At 34.8% G+C, this 18,132-nt stretch carries 18 protein-coding genes; 1 reads left to right on the top strand and 17 read right to left on the bottom strand.

All coding sequences use genetic code 11. The annotated features are described in order from the left end of the window. Positions 1–196: 196 nt before the first annotated feature. The 6 genes from OOL03_RS04815 to OOL03_RS04790 form a co-directional block, all read right to left on the bottom strand. Complete coding sequence (locus OOL03_RS04815) at positions 197–703, bottom strand: phage major tail tube protein (protein ID WP_319803723.1); 507 nt, start codon at positions 701–703, stop codon at positions 197–199. Positions 704–1,342: 639 nt separating this feature from the next. Beyond that, complete coding sequence (locus tag OOL03_RS04810; RefSeq protein WP_264707142.1) at positions 1,343–2,167, bottom strand: IS110 family RNA-guided transposase; 825 nt, start codon at positions 2,165–2,167, stop codon at positions 1,343–1,345. Positions 2,168–2,464: 297 nt separating this feature from the next. After that, the gene (locus tag OOL03_RS04805) at positions 2,465–3,544 is read right to left on the bottom strand and encodes an ankyrin repeat domain-containing protein (protein WP_264707140.1); all 1,080 of its coding nucleotides are present in this window, start codon (positions 3,542–3,544) and stop codon (positions 2,465–2,467) included. A 95-nt stretch (positions 3,545–3,639) separates the two neighbouring features. Then, entirely contained in the window at positions 3,640–6,240 is a 2,601-nt protein-coding gene (locus OOL03_RS04800; protein WP_264707139.1) for an ankyrin repeat domain-containing protein, read from the bottom strand. A gap of 873 nt (positions 6,241–7,113) precedes the next feature. After that, entirely contained in the window at positions 7,114–8,034 is a 921-nt protein-coding gene (locus OOL03_RS04795; RefSeq protein WP_264707138.1) for a patatin-like phospholipase family protein, read from the bottom strand. A 9-nt stretch (positions 8,035–8,043) separates the two neighbouring features. Next, positions 8,044–8,262, bottom strand: coding sequence for a hypothetical protein (locus OOL03_RS04790; RefSeq protein WP_012673232.1), 219 nt, complete (start codon positions 8,260–8,262; stop codon positions 8,044–8,046). 124 nt (positions 8,263–8,386) lie between these two features. On the opposite strand from OOL03_RS04790, the gene OOL03_RS04785 reads away from it, so the two are divergent. Further along, on the top strand, positions 8,387–8,923 hold the full coding sequence (locus tag OOL03_RS04785) for an ankyrin repeat domain-containing protein (protein WP_264707137.1): 537 nt from the start codon (positions 8,387–8,389) through the stop codon (positions 8,921–8,923). Here OOL03_RS04785 and OOL03_RS04780 read toward each other — a convergent pair. The 11 genes from OOL03_RS04780 to OOL03_RS04730 form a co-directional block, all read right to left on the bottom strand. Continuing rightward, entirely contained in the window at positions 8,889–9,869 is a 981-nt protein-coding gene (locus OOL03_RS04780) for a phage late control D family protein (protein ID WP_264707136.1), read from the bottom strand. The two genes, OOL03_RS04785 and OOL03_RS04780, sit on opposite strands and share 35 nt — an antisense overlap. Position 9,870: 1 nt before the next feature. Further along, positions 9,871–10,074 (bottom strand): tail protein X, encoded by a 204-nt coding sequence (locus OOL03_RS04775; RefSeq protein ID WP_208571644.1) that lies wholly within the window; start codon positions 10,072–10,074, stop codon positions 9,871–9,873. After that, a complete protein-coding gene (locus tag OOL03_RS04770) occupies positions 10,055–10,462 on the bottom strand; it encodes a phage tail protein (protein ID WP_208571643.1) in 408 nt (135 codons plus the stop codon). Before OOL03_RS04770 ends, OOL03_RS04775 begins: the two co-directional genes overlap by 20 nt. Before the next feature lie 3 nt (positions 10,463–10,465). After that, positions 10,466–12,646, bottom strand: a complete 2,181-nt coding sequence (locus OOL03_RS04765; protein WP_264707135.1) for a phage tail tape measure protein — start codon at positions 12,644–12,646, stop codon at positions 10,466–10,468. A gap of 112 nt (positions 12,647–12,758) precedes the next feature. Then, entirely contained in the window at positions 12,759–13,010 is a 252-nt protein-coding gene (locus tag OOL03_RS04760) for a phage tail assembly protein (protein WP_264707134.1), read from the bottom strand. A 16-nt stretch (positions 13,011–13,026) separates the two neighbouring features. After that, positions 13,027–13,527, bottom strand: a complete 501-nt coding sequence (locus tag OOL03_RS04755) for a phage major tail tube protein (RefSeq protein WP_264707132.1) — start codon at positions 13,525–13,527, stop codon at positions 13,027–13,029. A gap of 14 nt (positions 13,528–13,541) precedes the next feature. Further along, positions 13,542–14,699 (bottom strand): phage tail sheath subtilisin-like domain-containing protein, encoded by a 1,158-nt coding sequence (locus OOL03_RS04750; protein ID WP_264707131.1) that lies wholly within the window; start codon positions 14,697–14,699, stop codon positions 13,542–13,544. An 11-nt stretch (positions 14,700–14,710) separates the two neighbouring features. Further along, positions 14,711–15,268 carry a hypothetical protein gene (locus OOL03_RS04745; RefSeq protein ID WP_264707129.1) on the bottom strand — a complete coding sequence of 186 codons (558 nt, stop codon included), beginning with the start codon at positions 15,266–15,268 and terminating at the stop codon, positions 14,711–14,713. A 10-nt stretch (positions 15,269–15,278) separates the two neighbouring features. Further along, positions 15,279–16,745, bottom strand: a complete 1,467-nt coding sequence (locus OOL03_RS04740) for a hypothetical protein (RefSeq protein WP_264707128.1) — start codon at positions 16,743–16,745, stop codon at positions 15,279–15,281. Continuing rightward, positions 16,742–16,927: a hypothetical protein gene (locus OOL03_RS04735; protein WP_015588504.1), complete on the bottom strand. Its 186-nt coding sequence runs from the start codon at positions 16,925–16,927 to the stop codon at positions 16,742–16,744. Before OOL03_RS04735 ends, OOL03_RS04740 begins: the two co-directional genes overlap by 4 nt. A 4-nt stretch (positions 16,928–16,931) precedes the next feature. Further along, entirely contained in the window at positions 16,932–18,119 is a 1,188-nt protein-coding gene (locus OOL03_RS04730) for a hypothetical protein (protein WP_264707127.1), read from the bottom strand. Positions 18,120–18,132: the final 13 nt, after the last annotated feature.

The raw sequence follows: 18,132 nt of genomic DNA, 5'->3' as shown, positions 1-18,132 counted from the left end.
TGGGTGTGGGAAATGTGTTGGTTGTTTAAATTTTTAGTTCTCTAATTGCATGAAAGTCAATAATAATTTTTTATATCATTGAAAATATTTTTTGATGTAAAATTCAACTCTAATACAATTTTTCATTCAAGACTTCTGTGATTAGGCTGTGTAGTGTTATTGCTTGCATGAGTTTCCTTCTATAAGAAATAAAAACTTAAATACCTAAAACTGTCTGCAGTAAGGCCATTTGATCAACACCGTTAATTTTACGAATCATATTCTCAGCATCGATTTCAATAAGCTCATAACCAGATATGGTGAGTTTATAATAGTGAGCTGCAACTGTGCATTTAAGGGTTGCTTTCTCAGCAGGTTTCCAGCTACCAAAATCAAATTCTCTGAATATTCCCCTGAGATTGATTACTACAGCTTCAATATCGTTACTACCACTCCCTTGCATTCCACCTCTGAGTGTCAAAGCTACTGAATTCCCATCTATCAAACCGAAAAGCCTAAATAGCTCTGAATCATACTCTGCAAAAGTAAAATCAGCTTCAAGCTTTTCCATGCCCATATCAATGCTAATTGGTATGTCCATACCCCCTGCACGGTATTCTTCTGTTTTGATAGTGAGCTTCGGCAGAGTTATTTCATCGATTTTCCCAGCATAACCTCTACCATCAACAAATATGTTAAAGTTCTTTAAAATTTTTGGCAACATCTTTCTATACTCTAAAATATAAAATATTTTTATTAACCATCCCAAATCGGATACCGTTACTTCATCCTATTCAGTCAAAGGCTGACAGTTACAATACTGATATTCTATCTTTAAATTGATACAGCTAATGAATATGTGGATAAATACGTCCACACACACTTAAAGTATTTATCCACATATTCATTAAGCTTATAAAAACTAAGGTATCATTCTTTCCCTCCATAATCTTAATGATTTTACATAAGTTAAAACAGCTTGCTTCCATGGTTCTCTCCGCGGTCTGATATGGCTAGTTTAATTTTAGCCAAGCCGCACTATACTTGTTAGGCGGAAGCGGACGGCAAAATGTAACACACGAAGTCTATGCTTCAACCAAAAATCTTGCTTATCCCTTCCATCGGCATTGCTATCTTTACTCCACATAAAATTATATACTTTCTTGCATTTATTTACAACAAAACTCTGTTTTGCTTACCAACATTCTATGCATAATTACAGACAACTTTCGTGCTACAGCAATAATTGCTTTCTTCGTACCCTTCTTTTTTAGAAGCTTTAACCCCCAGCTTCTCAATTTAAATGTCCTTTTACATATTGTCAGTAAGACTTGCGCAGCTTCGTACAACATATTCCTACATTCTACTGGTCCCATTTTGATATACTTCCATGCCTATCAATCTCACCAGAAGCATACTGTCTTGGGCTTAACCCTAAATAGGCTCCAACTGCATAAGATGTTTCAAACCTATATGGATTATCTATTGCAGCTTTGTATGTCATTGCTACTATAATACCAACTCCTGGAACAGTAGTTAATAATTTACAATCCTCATCTTTTTTGCCTTGCTCTAAAATTATTTTGTTAAGCTTTCTCATTGATTCTTCTATTGCTTCTAAGCTATTTACCAATAATTCAATTGAGTTTTTGCTAATCTCATCTAGGTTGTTGATTATTTCTTGCACTTTTAAAGAGAAGCTTACAGAACTAGAACTTTGACTAACTTTTATCCCATGTATTTTTAATAACCCTCTTATTGTCCCAGCAATTTGCTCTCTGCTGCGTTTTAACTGTCTTCTGCTTCCAAGTGCTATTTTAATTTGACAAGACTCATCTGATTTTACTAATACTTCTTTATATAATCCAGCTCTCATCATTTGAGCTATACCCCTTGCGTCATTTTTATCGTTCTTATTGATCCTTGCAGATAATGCTGCTGCCATATGCCTTGCATCTACACAAATTACTGGCAATCCAAAGCCCCTCAACCCTTTGCACATTGATATTGACAGTTGTCCACTTTCTATCCCTATGGATTCGTATTCTTTGCTTTGACTAAGCAGAAACTTAGCTATCACACTGCTTTCACTTGTAACAACTTCTTCTTTAACAATTTTTCCTTTCTCATCAACAATACTTATAAAAGTTTCTTTTAATGAGATATCTAACCCGCTATAATATTTCATGAGACTACTCCTACTGTAAAAGTTTAAATTACTTTTGAAGAACTAATTCTATTGAATTTGTTACTTCGTGCTAAAATAATGGAGTATGTCTCTCCATCATTCAATAGCAATTACAGTATGTAACACCTACTAATAATAACCCGTTTGAAAACAACAAAGAGAAATGATGATCAACTTACATAAAAAAGCACTAAGTTTAGTGTTTTGGCATTATAGCAATCTCTTATGTATCACCTCTCTGGAACCATACGACTAATTGTTGTTCATAAAAAACTCTAGTACTGACAAAAAATGTATTTATTCTAATCTTGCACGTTTGGTATCATTACTTATAGAAGTTTCATAAAGTCTTGTACCAGGCTCTACGAGATTATTTAAGGAACTTAAAGATTGAAAAGTACGTTTATTGGAATCATCAAACGCTACTATAAAGTTTAACAAGTTATCATTAGATAGATATTCAGTTATATTATATGTAGAATCATGGTCCAGAATAATTTTCTTTTCTTTGGCATCTTGATCTGCCACATCTAATTTAGTATAAAATTGTATCTTACTTAACTTATTTAACAAATCTGCTCTTTCTAAAAAAGGTTTTACCTTATCTAATATGATATCATGATATATAGGATAGCGTATGGAATAATCAATTTTTGCTAGTCTTACAGATAATTGATTATTATATAGTACATGTATGTTGAAGTTATTTGTAACAAATTCATATAGTGGAAGGCTATCTTTTATTTCATCTGTTTTCATTTGAAGAATTTCACAAACACAGTCATCTAGATAACTTGATAATTTACTGTAATTACTGCATCCTTTATAAGGAGATAAGTCAATAATTTTTCCGTAATCCTTATTGAAGTTCCTTACTAAAGTAAATTTAATCAACAATTTAGCGCATGCTAGATCACTTACAGCGTTATCTAAAGATGTGGAACAATTATCATAAAGCCGTCGTTCACGATTTCTTATATTAATATCAGCTCCATATTCTAATAGTTCTTTAACTACTTCCAGATTTTTACCACTTTTTTTTACAGCATGGTTCAGTGCAGTATTGCCTTTACGGTTTGTTGCATTTACATCAGCACCATGTTTCAGAAGTTCTCTAACTAATTCTAATTCCTTCCCCAGTGTTATAGCAGAATGTAGTGGAGTTTCACTATACATGTTTCTTGAATTGACTTCGGCACCACCTAACAAAAGCTCTTTAGTAATTTCTACACTACTAGTAGTATGAAGTAACGTATCTCTATTCCTTTCTACTCTAAGGTTAGCATTAGCACCTGCAGACAAAAGAGCTTTAACTTTTTCTAAGTTTCGTTCATAGACTGCTTTTTCTAATTCTTTGTTAATATTATTATTTAGCATATTTTTAAAATCCTCCTAAATTTCACTATTTTGTAACAAAATTTTTGTATATTTTCTAGATCTTGGCACCCTCATTAGAGTTTCATTTAAGAGAGCTATAACTTTAAACTCTTTACTCTATTTTCTACGCTGACATCTTGTAAACTCTGATCTGGACTTTTTAATATTTCTAATAATCTACTTGCAAGGTTTGAGTGTTTATTGATTACTGCAACCTGGACTAATGACTTGTCTTGATCATTACGAGCATTTGTTACAGCTACGCGCTCATCAGGTTTTATTGCTTTCAGCTTACTGATAATTTCAACATTACCATTTTTTGCATTCTCAAACAGCTCTTCTAGTAATTTCAATAGGTTAGTAATATTTTGGTCTCGAGAAAGATCAAGTGGTGCTTTACCTTCTTTATTCTTGATGTTATAAATTGCACCATGTTTCAACAAAGATTTTACAGCTTCGAAAAAGCTATTTTCAGTAGCAACATGCAACGATGTAGTGCCTTTAACTATTGTTTTAGCATTAATAAAATCACTCAATTTATTGTGGCTTACACGTTGTAACAAAGCTTCAATAATTTCTTTATGACCTTTGGAAGCAGCAGTGTGTAATGGTGTATTACCTTTGTTAGTAACTTTAGTAGCATCAGCTCCATTTGCTAGCAAGATATTTACAACTTTTATGTGCCCATTATTAACAGCATAATGTAATGGCGTTCTTCCATCCACGTTTTTCGAATCAATGATTGCTCCATCTCTAATGGAACTCTCAATTCCTAAATAATTATTATCTTCTATAGCCTTAAATAACTTCTCAGTCAATTTTAGTAATTTTATAACTTCTGGGTTTCCTCTTCTTTCTGCAAAGTGTAATGGTAAAACATATCTACCTCCTTCAGCTCTAGCATTAAAGTATGCTCCGCTCATAAGTAGAGACCTAACTATATCTAAATTACCAATTTGTGCCCCTAAGTGTAAAGGCGTAGCATTTTTATCCATTTTTGCATTAACATCCGCTCCATTTATAATAAGAGTTTTAACTACCTTAGGATGACCATATTGAGCTGCAAGATGTAGGGCTGTGCCTTTATTTTGATTTTCTTTTACATTTACATCAGCACCATGTTTCAATAGAACGGTTGCTATCTGATCATAACCTTTTTCTGCTGCAAAATGTAAAGGAGTCCAATTTGTGTGATCTAAAGCATTAATATCTGCTTCCTTTTCTAAGAGCAATTCAACCACCTCTAAGTGATCATGGTCTACTGCAAAGTGTAGAGGTGTAGTACTTTTAACTGTTTTAGCATTAATGTCTGCTCCTTTATCAAGCAAAGATTTAGCAACTTCTAAACTACCATCATATGCTGCACAATGTAGAGGAGTCCAACTTCTGTTATCTAGAGCATTAATATCTGCTCCATTTTCAATCAAGAAATTCATTATTTCCAAGTGATTATGTTCTGCTGCCAAATGTAGAGCTCTTCTACCATCATCCATCTTTGCATTTATATTTGCTCCTTTTGCAATTAAGCTCTCTACTATTTTTAAAGAAAAACCATTATATGCTGCATTATGTAAAGGAGTCCAATTCTGATCATCCACGGTTTTAATGTTTGCTCCATTTTTAATTAAAAAATCACTCACCTCGAAATGACTTTGCTGAATTGCTAGATGCAAAGGTGTAAAACCTTCGTTTTTTTTAGCATTAACATTGGCTTTTTTCTCTATTAGTAGCTTCACTACTTCTAAGTGACCATTCTGAGATCCTATATGTAAAGCTGTGGAATTATCGTGGTCCTTAGCATTAACATCAATTCCCCTTACGAGAAGAAGAGACTTAACTACTCCAAAGTGATTACGTTCTGCTGCTAAATGTAGAGGTGTAAGATTCTCATAATCCTTAGCATTAACATTAGATTTTGCTTTTAGTAAAATGTCTACTAACTCTAAAAAGCCATTTTGAGACGCTAAATGTAGAGGTGTAATCTTATCATCTGTTTTTGCATTAACGTTTGCTCCCGCTTCAAGCAGAACTTTAACTATATCTAACCTACCAGTTTGTGTTCCCAGATGTAAGGGTGTAATGTTTGCATCAACTTTATGATTACCTATGCCTGAAGATCCAGCGTTAATATTAGACCCTTGTGAAATAAGAGCTTTAACTACTTCGAGGTTACCATTTTGTACTGCAGAATGCAAAGGTCTTGCTCGATCATTATTTACAGCATTAACATCTAATCCCTTTTCAATAAAAACATTTACTATATCTAGATGACCATTCTCTGCTGCTAGGTGTAAAGGTGTATTAAGTTTATCTGTTTTAGTACTAAGATCTGCTCCATTTGCAATCAAGGTGTTGACTATATCTAAATATCCTTGCTGGGATGCAAAACTTAAAGGTGTAAAGCCTAGAATGGTCTTATGGTTTACATCTGCTCCATGAGCAATAAGAAAGTTAACCATCTCTAAGCGATTTTTTGCAATTGAAAAATACAGTGGCGTAAAGGCATCGTACTTAATCTCTGAGTTAATATCTAAACCCTCTCCTAATAAAGTGTTGACTAAATCCAACTGACCATTTCCTGCTGCTAAATGTAGCGGCGTAAGACTAAGATGTTTCTGAGTTTCATAATTTTCATTTAAAAACTCTACAAAAAATTGCAGCTGATCCAGATTATTAGATATTCTATTAGTAAACATAAAGGCCTCGCATGAAGAATTTATGTAAAATATAGTATCTACAAGTTTTTAAGCAAGATAAATCTTCTTCTTAAAAAAGATACTGTAATCCAACCTGTATGCTTATAACTTTTTTATTTGATCATGGATAGATTAGGTGTCTCATCTGCAATAGAGACACCTTCCTTAAGTAGTTACATCAATTTTCTCTGTTTTTGCCCCTTTTTTTTCTGATGAAGATGTCTTCATTCTTCTCAGTAGCCAATATTCTTTTTAAAGAATAATCGTTACGTGCACCAAAGCATTAATAATTATACACAATTGTGAAGAAATATTCAATCTTTTTATTGTTTTGAATGTGTTGATGAAAAAAACGTCTGTCAGAGATCATCTGAGAATTGCATTTTAGGCTTTAGATGTAGAAGGGGTCTTATCGTCTTTTTATAAATACTCTAAAAATAGGCTTAAATCGCCAAGAGATGGATATCATGAATTTAGTAGCGTAAAAACATCAAAGATACCTCATATCATAAAGTTTAATGTCAACATTTGGTAGCAACATTCCCGATTTACAAAGCAGAGTCAATAAAGGTTGCAAATAATCTACGTATGTTGGACATTTCTGTTGATGCTATTTCTAAAATAACAGATTTATCTATTGAGGAACTTGAAAATCACGCTTCCAAAACTTAACCTGAATTAAAAGCAACATTAGTTTACTGATTTCTATACAATATATTAAAATATCAACAAAGGTGATTACATAATTAATTATCTGCGTTGCTGAATGAAATTCTTGTGCTTCTGTATTCAATATATAATATTAAAAAAATATTTTAGTAAATTTATTAAAGTAGATATTAGAAACTCGCTTATTTCGTTTTTCTAGCTCAGTTATAGTTTTGGATTTTGCTTGCAGAATTTGTCTATCACTTTCTGGTTATCCTCTATCATTTTACTTGCCTCTTGCTGAAGAAATTTGATATTTTTGAGTGTAATATTGTCCATCTCAGTCGATGCTACTTTCAATTGCGATTGTATTCTTATGTATTTATCATCTATTACTTGTTCTAGTTGATAATCAACGCAATCCAATCCAGAAGCAAACATCACATTCAGTAGTGGCTTGATCCACCCTATTTTGCCAAATCTCCTTGAGTTAGCATACTTTATACTTCTATTTGTTCCACCAGTGCCTATTGATAGCAGTATAATCTCATCATTTGGAAATAACCTTTTACCACTTGCATATGCACAAGCCGCTGGATTATTGGCAAACACTCCGCCATCTATCAACACTCTCTCTGTTTGGCTAATTTTTAGACGTTTTGGTGTGAAGTACGTTGGAGCAGCTGTTGTAGCTCTGAGTGCATCTTTTAACTTAATGTTTTCTTCTTTCCAACTTTTGAAGAAAAATTCACAACTATTGTGAATGTCATAACTGGTGAGCAGTAGATTACTCGCAACATCGGCCATAGTGCTTTCGCCGAAGTATTTGTTGAGAATAAATTCCATATTTTTATATGAGTACTGAGAACCACTCAGCCAAGAAGCGATTGATTTTCTCCAAAGTGATGCTTGAAAGATATATGGTCCATACTCTTGGTAAAGTTCAACCAAATCATTGGCAGAGTATTGAAGTTTATTGCTTTTACAAAGTCCAGCAACAACAATTCCACCGGTTGAGGTTCCTGCCATTAAGTCAAAGATCTGGGAAATTGGCTTTTTTGTCCTAGATTCAATTTCTGCTAGAATAATGGCAGGAATTATTCCTCTAATTCCTCCTCCATCTACAGATAAAATGTACTTTGTCATTTGTTATAGTTATTTTTGTCTCTGCTCAAGCTCGTTAACTTCTTCAGCAAGGTTTTTGACCCTTTCTTCAAGACGATAGATGATTTCTGTAGTCCTTTGATTTTGCTCTATAAATTTATCATGCATATGAACTCTTAAGTCGAGCTTAGCTAGCCACCAGATCAATGCTATTGTTTGTATCACCATAGTAGCAATTACTGCTACAGGGATCTTTCCTGTGTTTGTCATCTTTTTTAAAGGAAAAGTTGTATATATACATATACAAGATTCATCAAAAATACGTCCAAAAAATCCTTTCTAAAATAAAGTTAATTAGTTGCACTAAACAAGCGATGTAAATAATATAATCAACATGAAATCTAGCCTTTTTTGGAAATTGTTAACAAGTTCAATAATACCAATAATATGCGTTATTGTTCTGTATCAGCACTTTAGTACAGACCAATTATCAAAAGATGTGCCAATAAAAAGTAAGGCAAGTGGCAATGATCTGGAAACATTATCTACTGCGGCTGAAAAATGTAATTTAGATACTGTAAGATCCTTAATAAAAAATGTAGTAGATATCAATGCTACTCATCATTTTGGTGCAACATCATTACACTATGCTACAAGCGGAGGCTGTTTAGAAGTCGTAAAATTTCTAATTGAAGAAGACATTGATGTAAATACTACTGATGCTTTTAGCTGGACAGCTCTGCACTATGCTGCACGAAAAGGACATCTGGAAATTGCTAAATTTCTACTGAAAAATGGAGCAAATCCTTCTGCTAAAAACAAAGATAAAAAAACTCCTTTAGATCTTGCTGTAGAGGAATTAAACAATAATAAAGAAGATATCTATGAGGAAATTATCAATTTACTTTCCAACTATCAATTATTCCCGTAACAATAGTACGATAGCCAAGGTTATCAATTACATGCTCAGCCCTATTTATTATCCATTTACCATAAACTCCTTTGCGAAATCCAGAAAGATTAATCTTTGCTTCAGCAAATAATTCAGGATTTCCTGGCATTGTGACATTGAGTGTTGCTGCATTACTCATCAGCTGATTCAACTTCGCAGATGCTGCACTTTGTGCCAAATCACTACTTGCATAAATATCTCGCAAAATATAGCTTGGTTCTTGATCACCTACTTTTTCCGTTATTGTCTCTGCTTTTTCATAATCATACCAGTAAGCAATAACCGAGCCATATTGATTACGCTCATTAAATTTTACTTTCCAATTTGTAATATCTCTAGGTGTTAAAGTAATAGTGCTTAAAGTTTTTCCGGTAACTGATTTTGCTTTTCCTTTTGAAACAAACAGTAAATATCCTCCTGCAGGTTTTGCTATTGCTCCATAAATTTGAGCAAGCCTGGTTAAAAAATGCATATCGCTCTCTGCAGTTTGATCAATATGTGATATCATGATATTTACAAACTCTGCAGCAACTTTAGCTTGATAGCCATGTTTGTCTGCAATCTTTTTTACCAAATCATTTAAGGTGATTTGATGCCACTCATTAAACACTTGTTCCTTTAATGACTCTTTTAGATCCGCTGCATGACTTTTAATCTTTAGTGATTGTGGCGGGCCTTGTAGCGTAATTTCATTTACTATATAATCTCCCATTGGCACAATGCCAGTTTCCTTATACCCAAGTAAAATATTTAGCTTTGCCCCAGTTCTAGGAATCTCAAATAATGAATCACGGTCATCAAGATGAATTACAGCAGTATCACTTATTACTTCTGCTTCATCAGTAATATGCATTGATACCAATCGACTTTTCACCAATTCAGTGATGGAAATGCCCTCTACTGAAATACTAAAGTCTGGTGTCATTTTAATCCCATAGTTTTACTACTTGCTTTTGTGTCTCTTTTTGAATAACAGGAAGTTTAATGATTAATCCTGCAGGAAGACTTTTATACTCTGCAAGTCCAGGATTAGCTCTTAACACAATCTCAACTGCTTCTGAGCTGAATCCATAGTAGTTCCAGCAGATTAAATCTAACATATCATTTTCCTTAGTTTTGTAGTACATCATTGTCAGCTGCAGTAAAGTCAGTAGTGTTATTTTGTGATGATAAATTGCTATAATGTTTTAAACTTAAATGAAACTCAATCTTTCTTGGTTCACCATTTGGAAAAAAATATTTCTGCGTTTCTTCTATTTTCACAATAACAAAATGGCCTAAAATGTTACCTTGGCCATCAATAAGTAAAAGAGGTTTCGATGAATTTCGCATATTATTTATTTGCTTCAGCCCTCCTGAATAGATTACTCCTGCAAGCTCAACAATGTCCTCTCCAGGACCAATACTTTGAAGCAATGGCTTTTCCCCAATACGCTCAAGTGCAGGCCAGCGATATTCACTTCTGCGTGTAAAGCCTTGCTCAATTAATGAAAATCTATATGGACCAAGAGATAACATAATTTAATTTATATCGTAAAGTGCGCCACTAAATTGCTCTCTAATTCGCTCCATTACTTCATCAGCAATGCTACGTGTATCTTGCCCAGGGGTTGAATGAATATTAATACTGAAGTGATTATTTTGAGTTTTATTCTCTATAGCTTTACTGTGTGCCGCAATGGGGTACTTAAGAGAATCACTTATAACGTTATTTACAGACTTAACTTCTAGTTTAGACTCATTTCTTTTATTCCACAGATTACTGATTGTTCTAAAGGGCTGAATAATATTATTCCAAAATTTTCCTACCCAATCAGAAAAAGACTTCCATACAATTTTCACTGATTCCCAGATAGTAACAAAAAAGTTCTTTACTGCTTGCCATTTGGTAATTATCAAAGTTGCAGCAACAGCAAGACCACCAATAATTAGCCCCATAGGGTTGCTCATTACGGCAATTGTCAATGCTTTAAATCCAGCAATTATTGCTGGAAAAACTGCAGAAGTAGAATAAAGACCTATTTTTACCAAAGTAATAACAGATCCAAACACTTTCCAAGTAGATAAAAGAGCCAATAAGGAACCTTTTACAAAAGTCCAAGCATATCCAAGAGATATGGCTGCTATTTTAATGCTAATCAACGCTGCAATCGTACTTATGACTACTGTAGTCAGTACTCTATACTCCTTGGCATAAAGTGCTACTTGTGTAGTTGCTGACTTTAGAAGATTAACAGTAAAATTTAAAGGTGGTAATAATACAGAACCAAGATTCATTCCCACTTCTGCTATTGAGTTTTTAAGTAACTGAAGGTTATTTGCTGTAGTATTTGCTCTGTTTTCAAACTCCCTTTGCATTGAGCCCTTATATTCCTCGTTTATTAATCGTAAAGATTTTTTGTACTCATCAAGACTACCAATGAGTAGTGCTATATCATCTTGATATTCAAGGCCAAAGAGATCAAAAAGAACACTAGAACGTTCTTGCTTATCTAGTTTTGCAATTATTTCTAAAAACTTAACTAATGTGCCTTGTGCATTCTTGCCAATTGCTTTTTCAAATTCCTTGGCATTTATTTTTAGCTGCTGAAAAGCTTTTTGAAAATTGCCACCTTGCTTACTTGCTGTTTGCAACTTACTGAGCATCGCATTAATTGCTGTACCTGCTTTTTCGGGGGTCTTACCAAGACTAATGAAGCTACTTGCTAAAGCTCCCGCTTCTACTGCAGTTAAGCCAAATTGCCTTGCTGTACCACCGATTCTGTTTAATGCAGGAACAATGTCTTTAGCTTTTGCTGCAGTGTTATCAGAGATATGGTTTATTGCATCACCAATACCTTTCATTTCACCAATTTCAATTTGATAAATATTAGAAAGTTTAGCAATAGCGTCTCCTGCTTCTTCTGCTGACATATCAAATGCAGTTGCCATTTTGGCCACAGTGTCTGTAAAAGTCGTAAGATCTTTAGCTTTAATACCAAGTTGACCACCACTTGCAGTAATTTGCGCAAGTTCTGCCGCAGATAGCGGAATTGTACGCGACATTTCCTTTAATGTTTCCCCAAGCTTTGTTAAGCCATTTACATCTGTATCTTCAAACTTTACAACTTTCTTTACATCAGCCATGGCACTCTCAAAACTAATTGCAGCCTTAAGTGGTGCTGCAAGGGTGAGGCCAAGTGCCACGCTATCCATGATTTGAGCTCTAAAATTTGCTCTTTGCGCTAAAACTCCCTTACGTTTTTGCATTACGGAATTTAAAGCTGTATAGTTATTTTTAAGCTTTTCAATAGAAGAGCCAAGTTTAGCTTGATCTCCAGTAAGAGATTTTATATCTCTACCACTTTTACTGAACTCCGTGCGTAAATGGTGGAGAGCACTTCTTTTTTGTAAATAAGCTGTTTTAGCTTTCAGTGCTGCAGTTTTAGACCTTGTAAACTCATTTTGCAGACTCTTACTTGGTTCTTCTGCGTTTTTTATCTGCTGAGCAAGAGATTTTGTCTTTATTTCTAGTTCATTCCAAGAACGCCTAGCAAGCAGAGCATCGTGGCTTAATTGTTTAAACTTGGATACTGATTTACTTGATGATTCAAGTTGTTTTATCGTACTACCAATACGGGAAAGCTGCTTCGTGCTACCTGCTATCGTACTATTAAAACTGCTTTGCAGTGTTGCTCCAATTACTATAGAAATTGCCTTCATTTGTATAATTTTCCGCTACTTTCAAACCAAGTAATAAATTCTTCAATATCCATATCAAGCCACTGATTGATTCCACCACCAACCATTGAGCTAAGTGATAATATGCTCAGCCTCAATTCTTCTGCTGAGACAAAAAACCTTGTAACACTTCTTGAATCTTACTGTAGTCTGCCAAATCAAGCTCTTCTACTGCTTCTCTTGAAATACTTGCAAGATTTGCAATCAGTGCTACTTCTTTCTCTGCATCGCTATTACCCATACGTTCAATAGCTAAACGATCTCGAACTTTTGGACGGCGTAGAGTTAGCTCTGAAATTAAAATTCCATCGATTTTTATTGGTTCAGTTAACTTAATTGTTTGCATTGTTTTATCTCCTTATTTAAATACCTAAAGCTGCTCGCATAGAAGTCATTTGATCAACACCATCGATCTTGCGAATCATATTCTCAGCATCAATTTCAATCAATTCTCTGCCATCAATGGTAAGCTTATAATAGTTGGCAGCTACAGTGCATTTTAGTATTGCTTTTTCAGCAGCCTTCCAGCTACCAAAATCAAGTTCTTTAAAGAGCCCTCTTAAGTTAATTACTACTGATTCGGCATCACTACTTCCCTGCAAACCTCCTCTTAAAGTAAGAGAGACTGCATTATTGTTTATCAATCCGAAAAGTCTAAAGAGCTCAGAGTCATATTCAGCAAAAGTGAGCTCTGCTTCAAGTTTCTCCATTCCCATGTCAATATTTATTGGAACATCCATACCACCAGCTCTGTATTCTTCTGTTTTTATGGTAAGTTTTGGCAAGCTAATTTCATCGATACGCCCTGCATAGCCTCGACCATCAACAAAGGCAGTAAAATTCTTTAAGATCTTTGGTAACATCTCTCTTTCTCCTTTTACAATACTGCGCCACTCACAAGGTGTGACCTGAAAGTAATCTGTTCTGCTGGATATGGTGGTGTAAACTCAAAGTCAAAATACACTTTCCCGTTTGCAATATTTGCCGGTGTATTGAGTTCTGGTGTTGCATAACATTTTCCACTGATAATAGCTCCTTGCGCTTTTAAATTGGCCAAATAAGAATTCACCCCCTCAATCACATCATCTATATAAGTTTTGGTGATATTGCGATCAACTGCCCATAAATGAGCTCGAAGTAGACTATCGTTGATTAAATCTGCAGTCCTTCTCACTGACAGAAAAGCCCATTTTGAGTCATTTGAACATGTTCTATTTCCCCAAAGCCTATAGCCATTTTGATGAATTATCGTTGTTACTTCATTTTCATTTAAATGGTTTGCTCTACAATTTGTATTACCGAGCGTAAAATCAATAGGCCTGCTTGTTCCAACAATACCGTTTATTTCTTTATTTGAAGGCGAATGCCAAAATCCTTGCTCACTATCTACTTTGGCTATTAAACCTGCTACAAATGGGCTAGACGGGAAAATTTCTTCTTTTCCTTCAATAAACACCTTAACCCATGGGTCAACAACGTAAATTCTTGAGCTACCTACACTTTTTCTCCATTTTATGGCTTCTTCATCATTGGTATTTGGTCCATCTGCAACTATTATTGCCCTTAGCTTTTCTGCTACTCCTATCAAAGCTGCTACTACTGGGTTTTTAGGATTTTCAGATTCAGGCAATTGATGAGTAAACTGAGGTGCAATTAGTATTCTTGGGGCAACATGTATTATGCTTTCACTGCTGAGGAATGCTTGAATTCCCTGATATTTTCCAGTCTCTTCATCCACTCCACCAATTATATTTTGAATAGCTTCACTTTCTTCAACTCGAATAACTACTACTGTTGCACCAATTTGGGAAAATATTCCGTTTATTGCAGAAGGTAGTGTTCCACTTTTCCCAAGCTTTGCTGCTTCCTTTAAGCTTCCTGCTATTAATACTGGACTATTGAGTGGAAATTTTTGCTCATCAGCTTCAGGGGCAGTACCAATTACACCTATCACTGATGATTTAGCTGTACGTACTGATCTTGCTCCTGAGGTTACCTCAATAACCTTTACTCCGTGTAAAAATTCTTCTGGCATTTCTTCCCTTTTTAACTTTCTTGCATTTTTTTCCTGAAATCATCGAGCAAAGTCTGTAGCTCTTCTTCACTTTTGACTTCTTTAATTTTCTTCTTGGCGATGTCTTCCAATTCTTCACATTTCATTATTTCTTTTACTGCTTTTTTTGCCTTCTCTTGAATTATTTTTGCCATCTCTACTACTGAAATTCCTCTCACTCTTGCTAAAGGCTCTATAATTGCTGCATCTTTTTTATTTATAGATTCTGGTGCTGCTAGAATGTTTTTTGCGGCTTCTGCTTGAATCTCATAAGATTTAGCTTTTTGGTGAGAATTCCCTGCATATTGGTTAATATAGCTATCATAATAAAAACGCATACTATCAAATGCACAAAGCTTCGCATTATCCAGCAACTCCTTTTGTATATCTTCTCTAGTACACTGAGCAATTTCTCCTCCTTCTGTTAAACAATAACTTTTTTGCCAGTCAAAATTCTTTGGTGCTTCATACCAATCATTTCCAGTTGGCTTGTTTTCAAGTGTTGTTGTTTCAATCTGCTTGTGGTTTTCAAAACGTATATAAATAGTCACAAATTCCTCCTCATTGCCATATTTGATCAGTTCGTTCTAACCCTGGACATTGCCAAGCCCTGAGCGTCCTTTCCACATCTACCTCAAGCCCTGTGGTGAGAAAATTGCTACGTATGTTATAAATCCCCCACTGGATAAATTGACCATAGTTGTATACATAATTTGATGCAAGCATACCTTGACTGACTTGTGTTCTGGAACATAGGTAAGATGATGTGTAAAGTAATGTTGCAACTGTTTTTCCTGCTGGAATTTCCACATTACCAGATCCAGCTAACTTGCTATCAGAACTCGTGTATTGGTAAACATTTTTCCATATTATTCTTGAAATTCTTGATTTATTAGAATTGGTATTATCTGGTGTCCCCACAAATAGTCCTGCACCCCCATACTCCGTACTAGAGTATGATGATCCAACAAATTCTATTGTTTTATTTATGTTCACATTCGTTGTATTTTTTATAAATACTACTCCAAGTGCAGCATATGGGTAATAGTATATCTCATCATAACTACCAGAAAAACTTTTTGTGCATAACTCTCCGTAAATAAATGTTCCTTTACTTCCCTCTATAAAACTTAGTTGTCTTGGCCGATAAAAACTAACGTAATCTGTATCGTATGTATGGCTACCTGCTAGTAATTGCAACATATAGTCGGTTTTTGTTATATCACTACTCCACCTTCCAAGCTCTGTTGTAAAAGTTCCGTGGCCAAAGTAATTATTTTTTCTTCCAAGTACACCAAATAAGAAAGGTAATGACCCTGGTTCAACCATATTGCGCTTTCTTATTTCTTGTGTAAGCGACACTTTCAGCTCATCATCTCTAGTTTTTATCTCGTTTATAAGGGATGTTTTTAATTGGTTATCACGAGTTTCTATTTCCCTAATAATTGATGAGCCAGTGGTAACAGCACGAAAATCTTCTACTAAACCTTTAAGACCATCTTTATGACTATTACTAATGCTATTTATTGCTGCAATATTGGCATTCTTTCTCGTATCAAGTAGCGATATATGTGAATCTGATGATGCTTTTAAAGTATTTAAGGAATTATCCCTAAGCTTGTTGATTTCATTAACAGACTCTGTTTTTACTGCAGTTATTGCTGATATTGAGTTTGTTTTATTGCTGTTTATATCATTTAGGTGTTTTTTTGCACTATCAAGAAGTTCTTTTAGCTTACCATCAGTCATCTGCACAATTTCAGAAACCGCACTTTTGTCGACTATTGATTCCAATGCTTTAGCAAGATATGCAAGCTGATCTGGTGTACTATTTGCTGCTAAATCCTTAAGTCTTTTTTGTAGTGCATCAATTATTCCTTTTACTTCAGTCATTTGCACAATGTCAGAAATAGCTTTTTTATCTGCTATCAATTCCAGTGATTTTGCAAGATACGCCAGTTGATCAGGTGTGCTACTTACTGCTAAATCCTTTATCCTTTGGTGTAATACTTCTATTGCTTCTTTCATTCCCAAAAATTTAAAAAAGTTTCAAAGTTAAACCGCTCAAAATTACTCTTAAGTTCATTTTCTCTCTCACTCATATCTTCATCTATTTTTTCTATCGCTTTGCGAATACGTACTACATCTTCCACTGCAATATTCTCTGGGTGTGGCAAAGGATATCCTCTGCTTGTTTTATCATCTGACATTCTGCTACGCGACAATGATTCGTAGATTTTTGACTTTTGGCCGATAGACAACTGTTCCACTTAAAACCAATTTTATCCTTGTCTCATTGGCGTTAAAGTTTGATAGCACATGAGTTCTCTCTACCCAATTTTCCCCTATTGGTTTTCCTGATGTTAAATTTACTAATTGCCATCCTTTGGCGCTTTGTTCTACATATGCTTTTACATCTGCAGTGCCAGGTATTAGCGCATCATACGTTATGGTAATTTTAGTGTTAGCTCCTGCTGTAATGCTTCTTGTAACATAATCTCCAGACTCTGAAAGATTACCTAGAACTAGCTGTAACCCAGGATAGAGAACAGGACTTCTTTCTTTTGACCCTTTTAAATTTGCCTTTACTGTTAACTCTCCAGATAGTCTTTCACGCAGCGCGAGCGGCAAGTTATCAGATAGAAAATTTTCTTTTCCCTCTTCATCTATTAAGATAAATTCTACATTGGTATCAAATGCTACTTTTTCGACGTTTGTCAAAACAATTAAATCTGAAGTATTGGTTGCTGTAACTTTGCCAAGATCAATAACGTGAGAATTTTCGCTAAATTTTGCAGCTAGTAGTCGAAACGTTAAATCTAAATTTTGATGTGGAGTCCAGGTGCTTGCATTGCTAGATGAAAGTAATACTCCTACTTGATATGGCTGACTTGTTACCCAACGGCTATTTACTGCATCATATTTGCCAAGCTCTGCTACCTTTATTTCAGTACAAGGATCATCAGTAAGCAGTACTATTGCATACTCTTGTCCTGCATGGCAAAACACTGGTGGCCATTCTATACGTGTTGCTGTGCCATCTACTTTTATATCTTTCGGCTCAATATAACTTTCAGCAATGACAGTCTGCGAGGGCATTCCCACTGCTGTTTCTCTAATCTGCACAACAACACGTTTTTTGCCTTTATTTACAAACCATAGCTCCACGCCTCCTATGTGCCTACTTTCATTTAGAGTAAATGTTTGCGCTAAAGGATCAACTCTTCTTGCTGCGATAACTCTTCTTCTTTCCTCTATGGTAATTGTCTTTTTACCAGTATACGTTGCTTCTCCATAGCTTCCTTTATCCCCGTAAAACTGTACTAATTTAGTACCTGCTGGAATATTTGCTGGGATTTTTATCTTTCCCTTTAATTTTCCCTGGTTGTTAGTTGTGAGCATATTTTTTTACCTC

Origin of the sequence: Wolbachia endosymbiont (group A) of Acrocera orbiculus (assembly GCF_947250015.1) — a bacterium.
Taxonomy (GTDB): Bacteria; Pseudomonadota; Alphaproteobacteria; order Rickettsiales; family Anaplasmataceae; genus Wolbachia; species Wolbachia pipientis.
The sequence above is the reverse complement of the archived record's forward strand: the minus strand, read 5'-3'. Positions and strand labels throughout refer to the sequence as shown.

What these genes read in the sequence shown, in the direction of transcription:
- OOL03_RS04735 (WP_015588504.1), bottom strand. Translation starts at nt 16,927, where the DNA reads ATGTCAGATGATAAAACAAGCAGAGGATATCCTTTGCCACACCCAGAG.
- OOL03_RS04760 (WP_264707134.1), bottom strand. Translation starts at nt 13,010, where the DNA reads ATGCAAACAATTAAGTTAACTGAACCAATAAAAATCGATGGAATTTTA.
- OOL03_RS04800 (WP_264707139.1), bottom strand. Translation starts at nt 6,240, where the DNA reads ATGTTTACTAATAGAATATCTAATAATCTGGATCAGCTGCAATTTTTT.
- OOL03_RS04775 (WP_208571644.1), bottom strand. Translation starts at nt 10,074, where the DNA reads ATGATGTACTACAAAACTAAGGAAAATGATATGTTAGATTTAATCTGC.
- OOL03_RS04795 (WP_264707138.1), bottom strand. Translation starts at nt 8,034, where the DNA reads ATGACAAAGTACATTTTATCTGTAGATGGAGGAGGAATTAGAGGAATA.
- OOL03_RS04770 (WP_208571643.1), bottom strand. Translation starts at nt 10,462, where the DNA reads ATGTTATCTCTTGGTCCATATAGATTTTCATTAATTGAGCAAGGCTTT.
- OOL03_RS04790 (WP_012673232.1), bottom strand. Translation starts at nt 8,262, where the DNA reads ATGACAAACACAGGAAAGATCCCTGTAGCAGTAATTGCTACTATGGTG.
- OOL03_RS04805 (WP_264707140.1), bottom strand. Translation starts at nt 3,544, where the DNA reads ATGCTAAATAATAATATTAACAAAGAATTAGAAAAAGCAGTCTATGAA.
- OOL03_RS04815 (WP_319803723.1), bottom strand. Translation starts at nt 703, where the DNA reads ATGTTGCCAAAAATTTTAAAGAACTTTAACATATTTGTTGATGGTAGA.
- OOL03_RS04765 (WP_264707135.1), bottom strand. Translation starts at nt 12,646, where the DNA reads ATGAAGGCAATTTCTATAGTAATTGGAGCAACACTGCAAAGCAGTTTT.
- OOL03_RS04785 (WP_264707137.1), top strand. Translation starts at nt 8,387, where the DNA reads ATGAAATCTAGCCTTTTTTGGAAATTGTTAACAAGTTCAATAATACCA.
- OOL03_RS04780 (WP_264707136.1), bottom strand. Translation starts at nt 9,869, where the DNA reads ATGACACCAGACTTTAGTATTTCAGTAGAGGGCATTTCCATCACTGAA.
- OOL03_RS04730 (WP_264707127.1), bottom strand. Translation starts at nt 18,119, where the DNA reads ATGCTCACAACTAACAACCAGGGAAAATTAAAGGGAAAGATAAAAATC.
- OOL03_RS04740 (WP_264707128.1), bottom strand. Translation starts at nt 16,745, where the DNA reads ATGAAAGAAGCAATAGAAGTATTACACCAAAGGATAAAGGATTTAGCA.
- OOL03_RS04750 (WP_264707131.1), bottom strand. Translation starts at nt 14,699, where the DNA reads ATGCCAGAAGAATTTTTACACGGAGTAAAGGTTATTGAGGTAACCTCA.
- OOL03_RS04810 (WP_264707142.1), bottom strand. Translation starts at nt 2,167, where the DNA reads ATGAAATATTATAGCGGGTTAGATATCTCATTAAAAGAAACTTTTATA.
- OOL03_RS04755 (WP_264707132.1), bottom strand. Translation starts at nt 13,527, where the DNA reads ATGTTACCAAAGATCTTAAAGAATTTTACTGCCTTTGTTGATGGTCGA.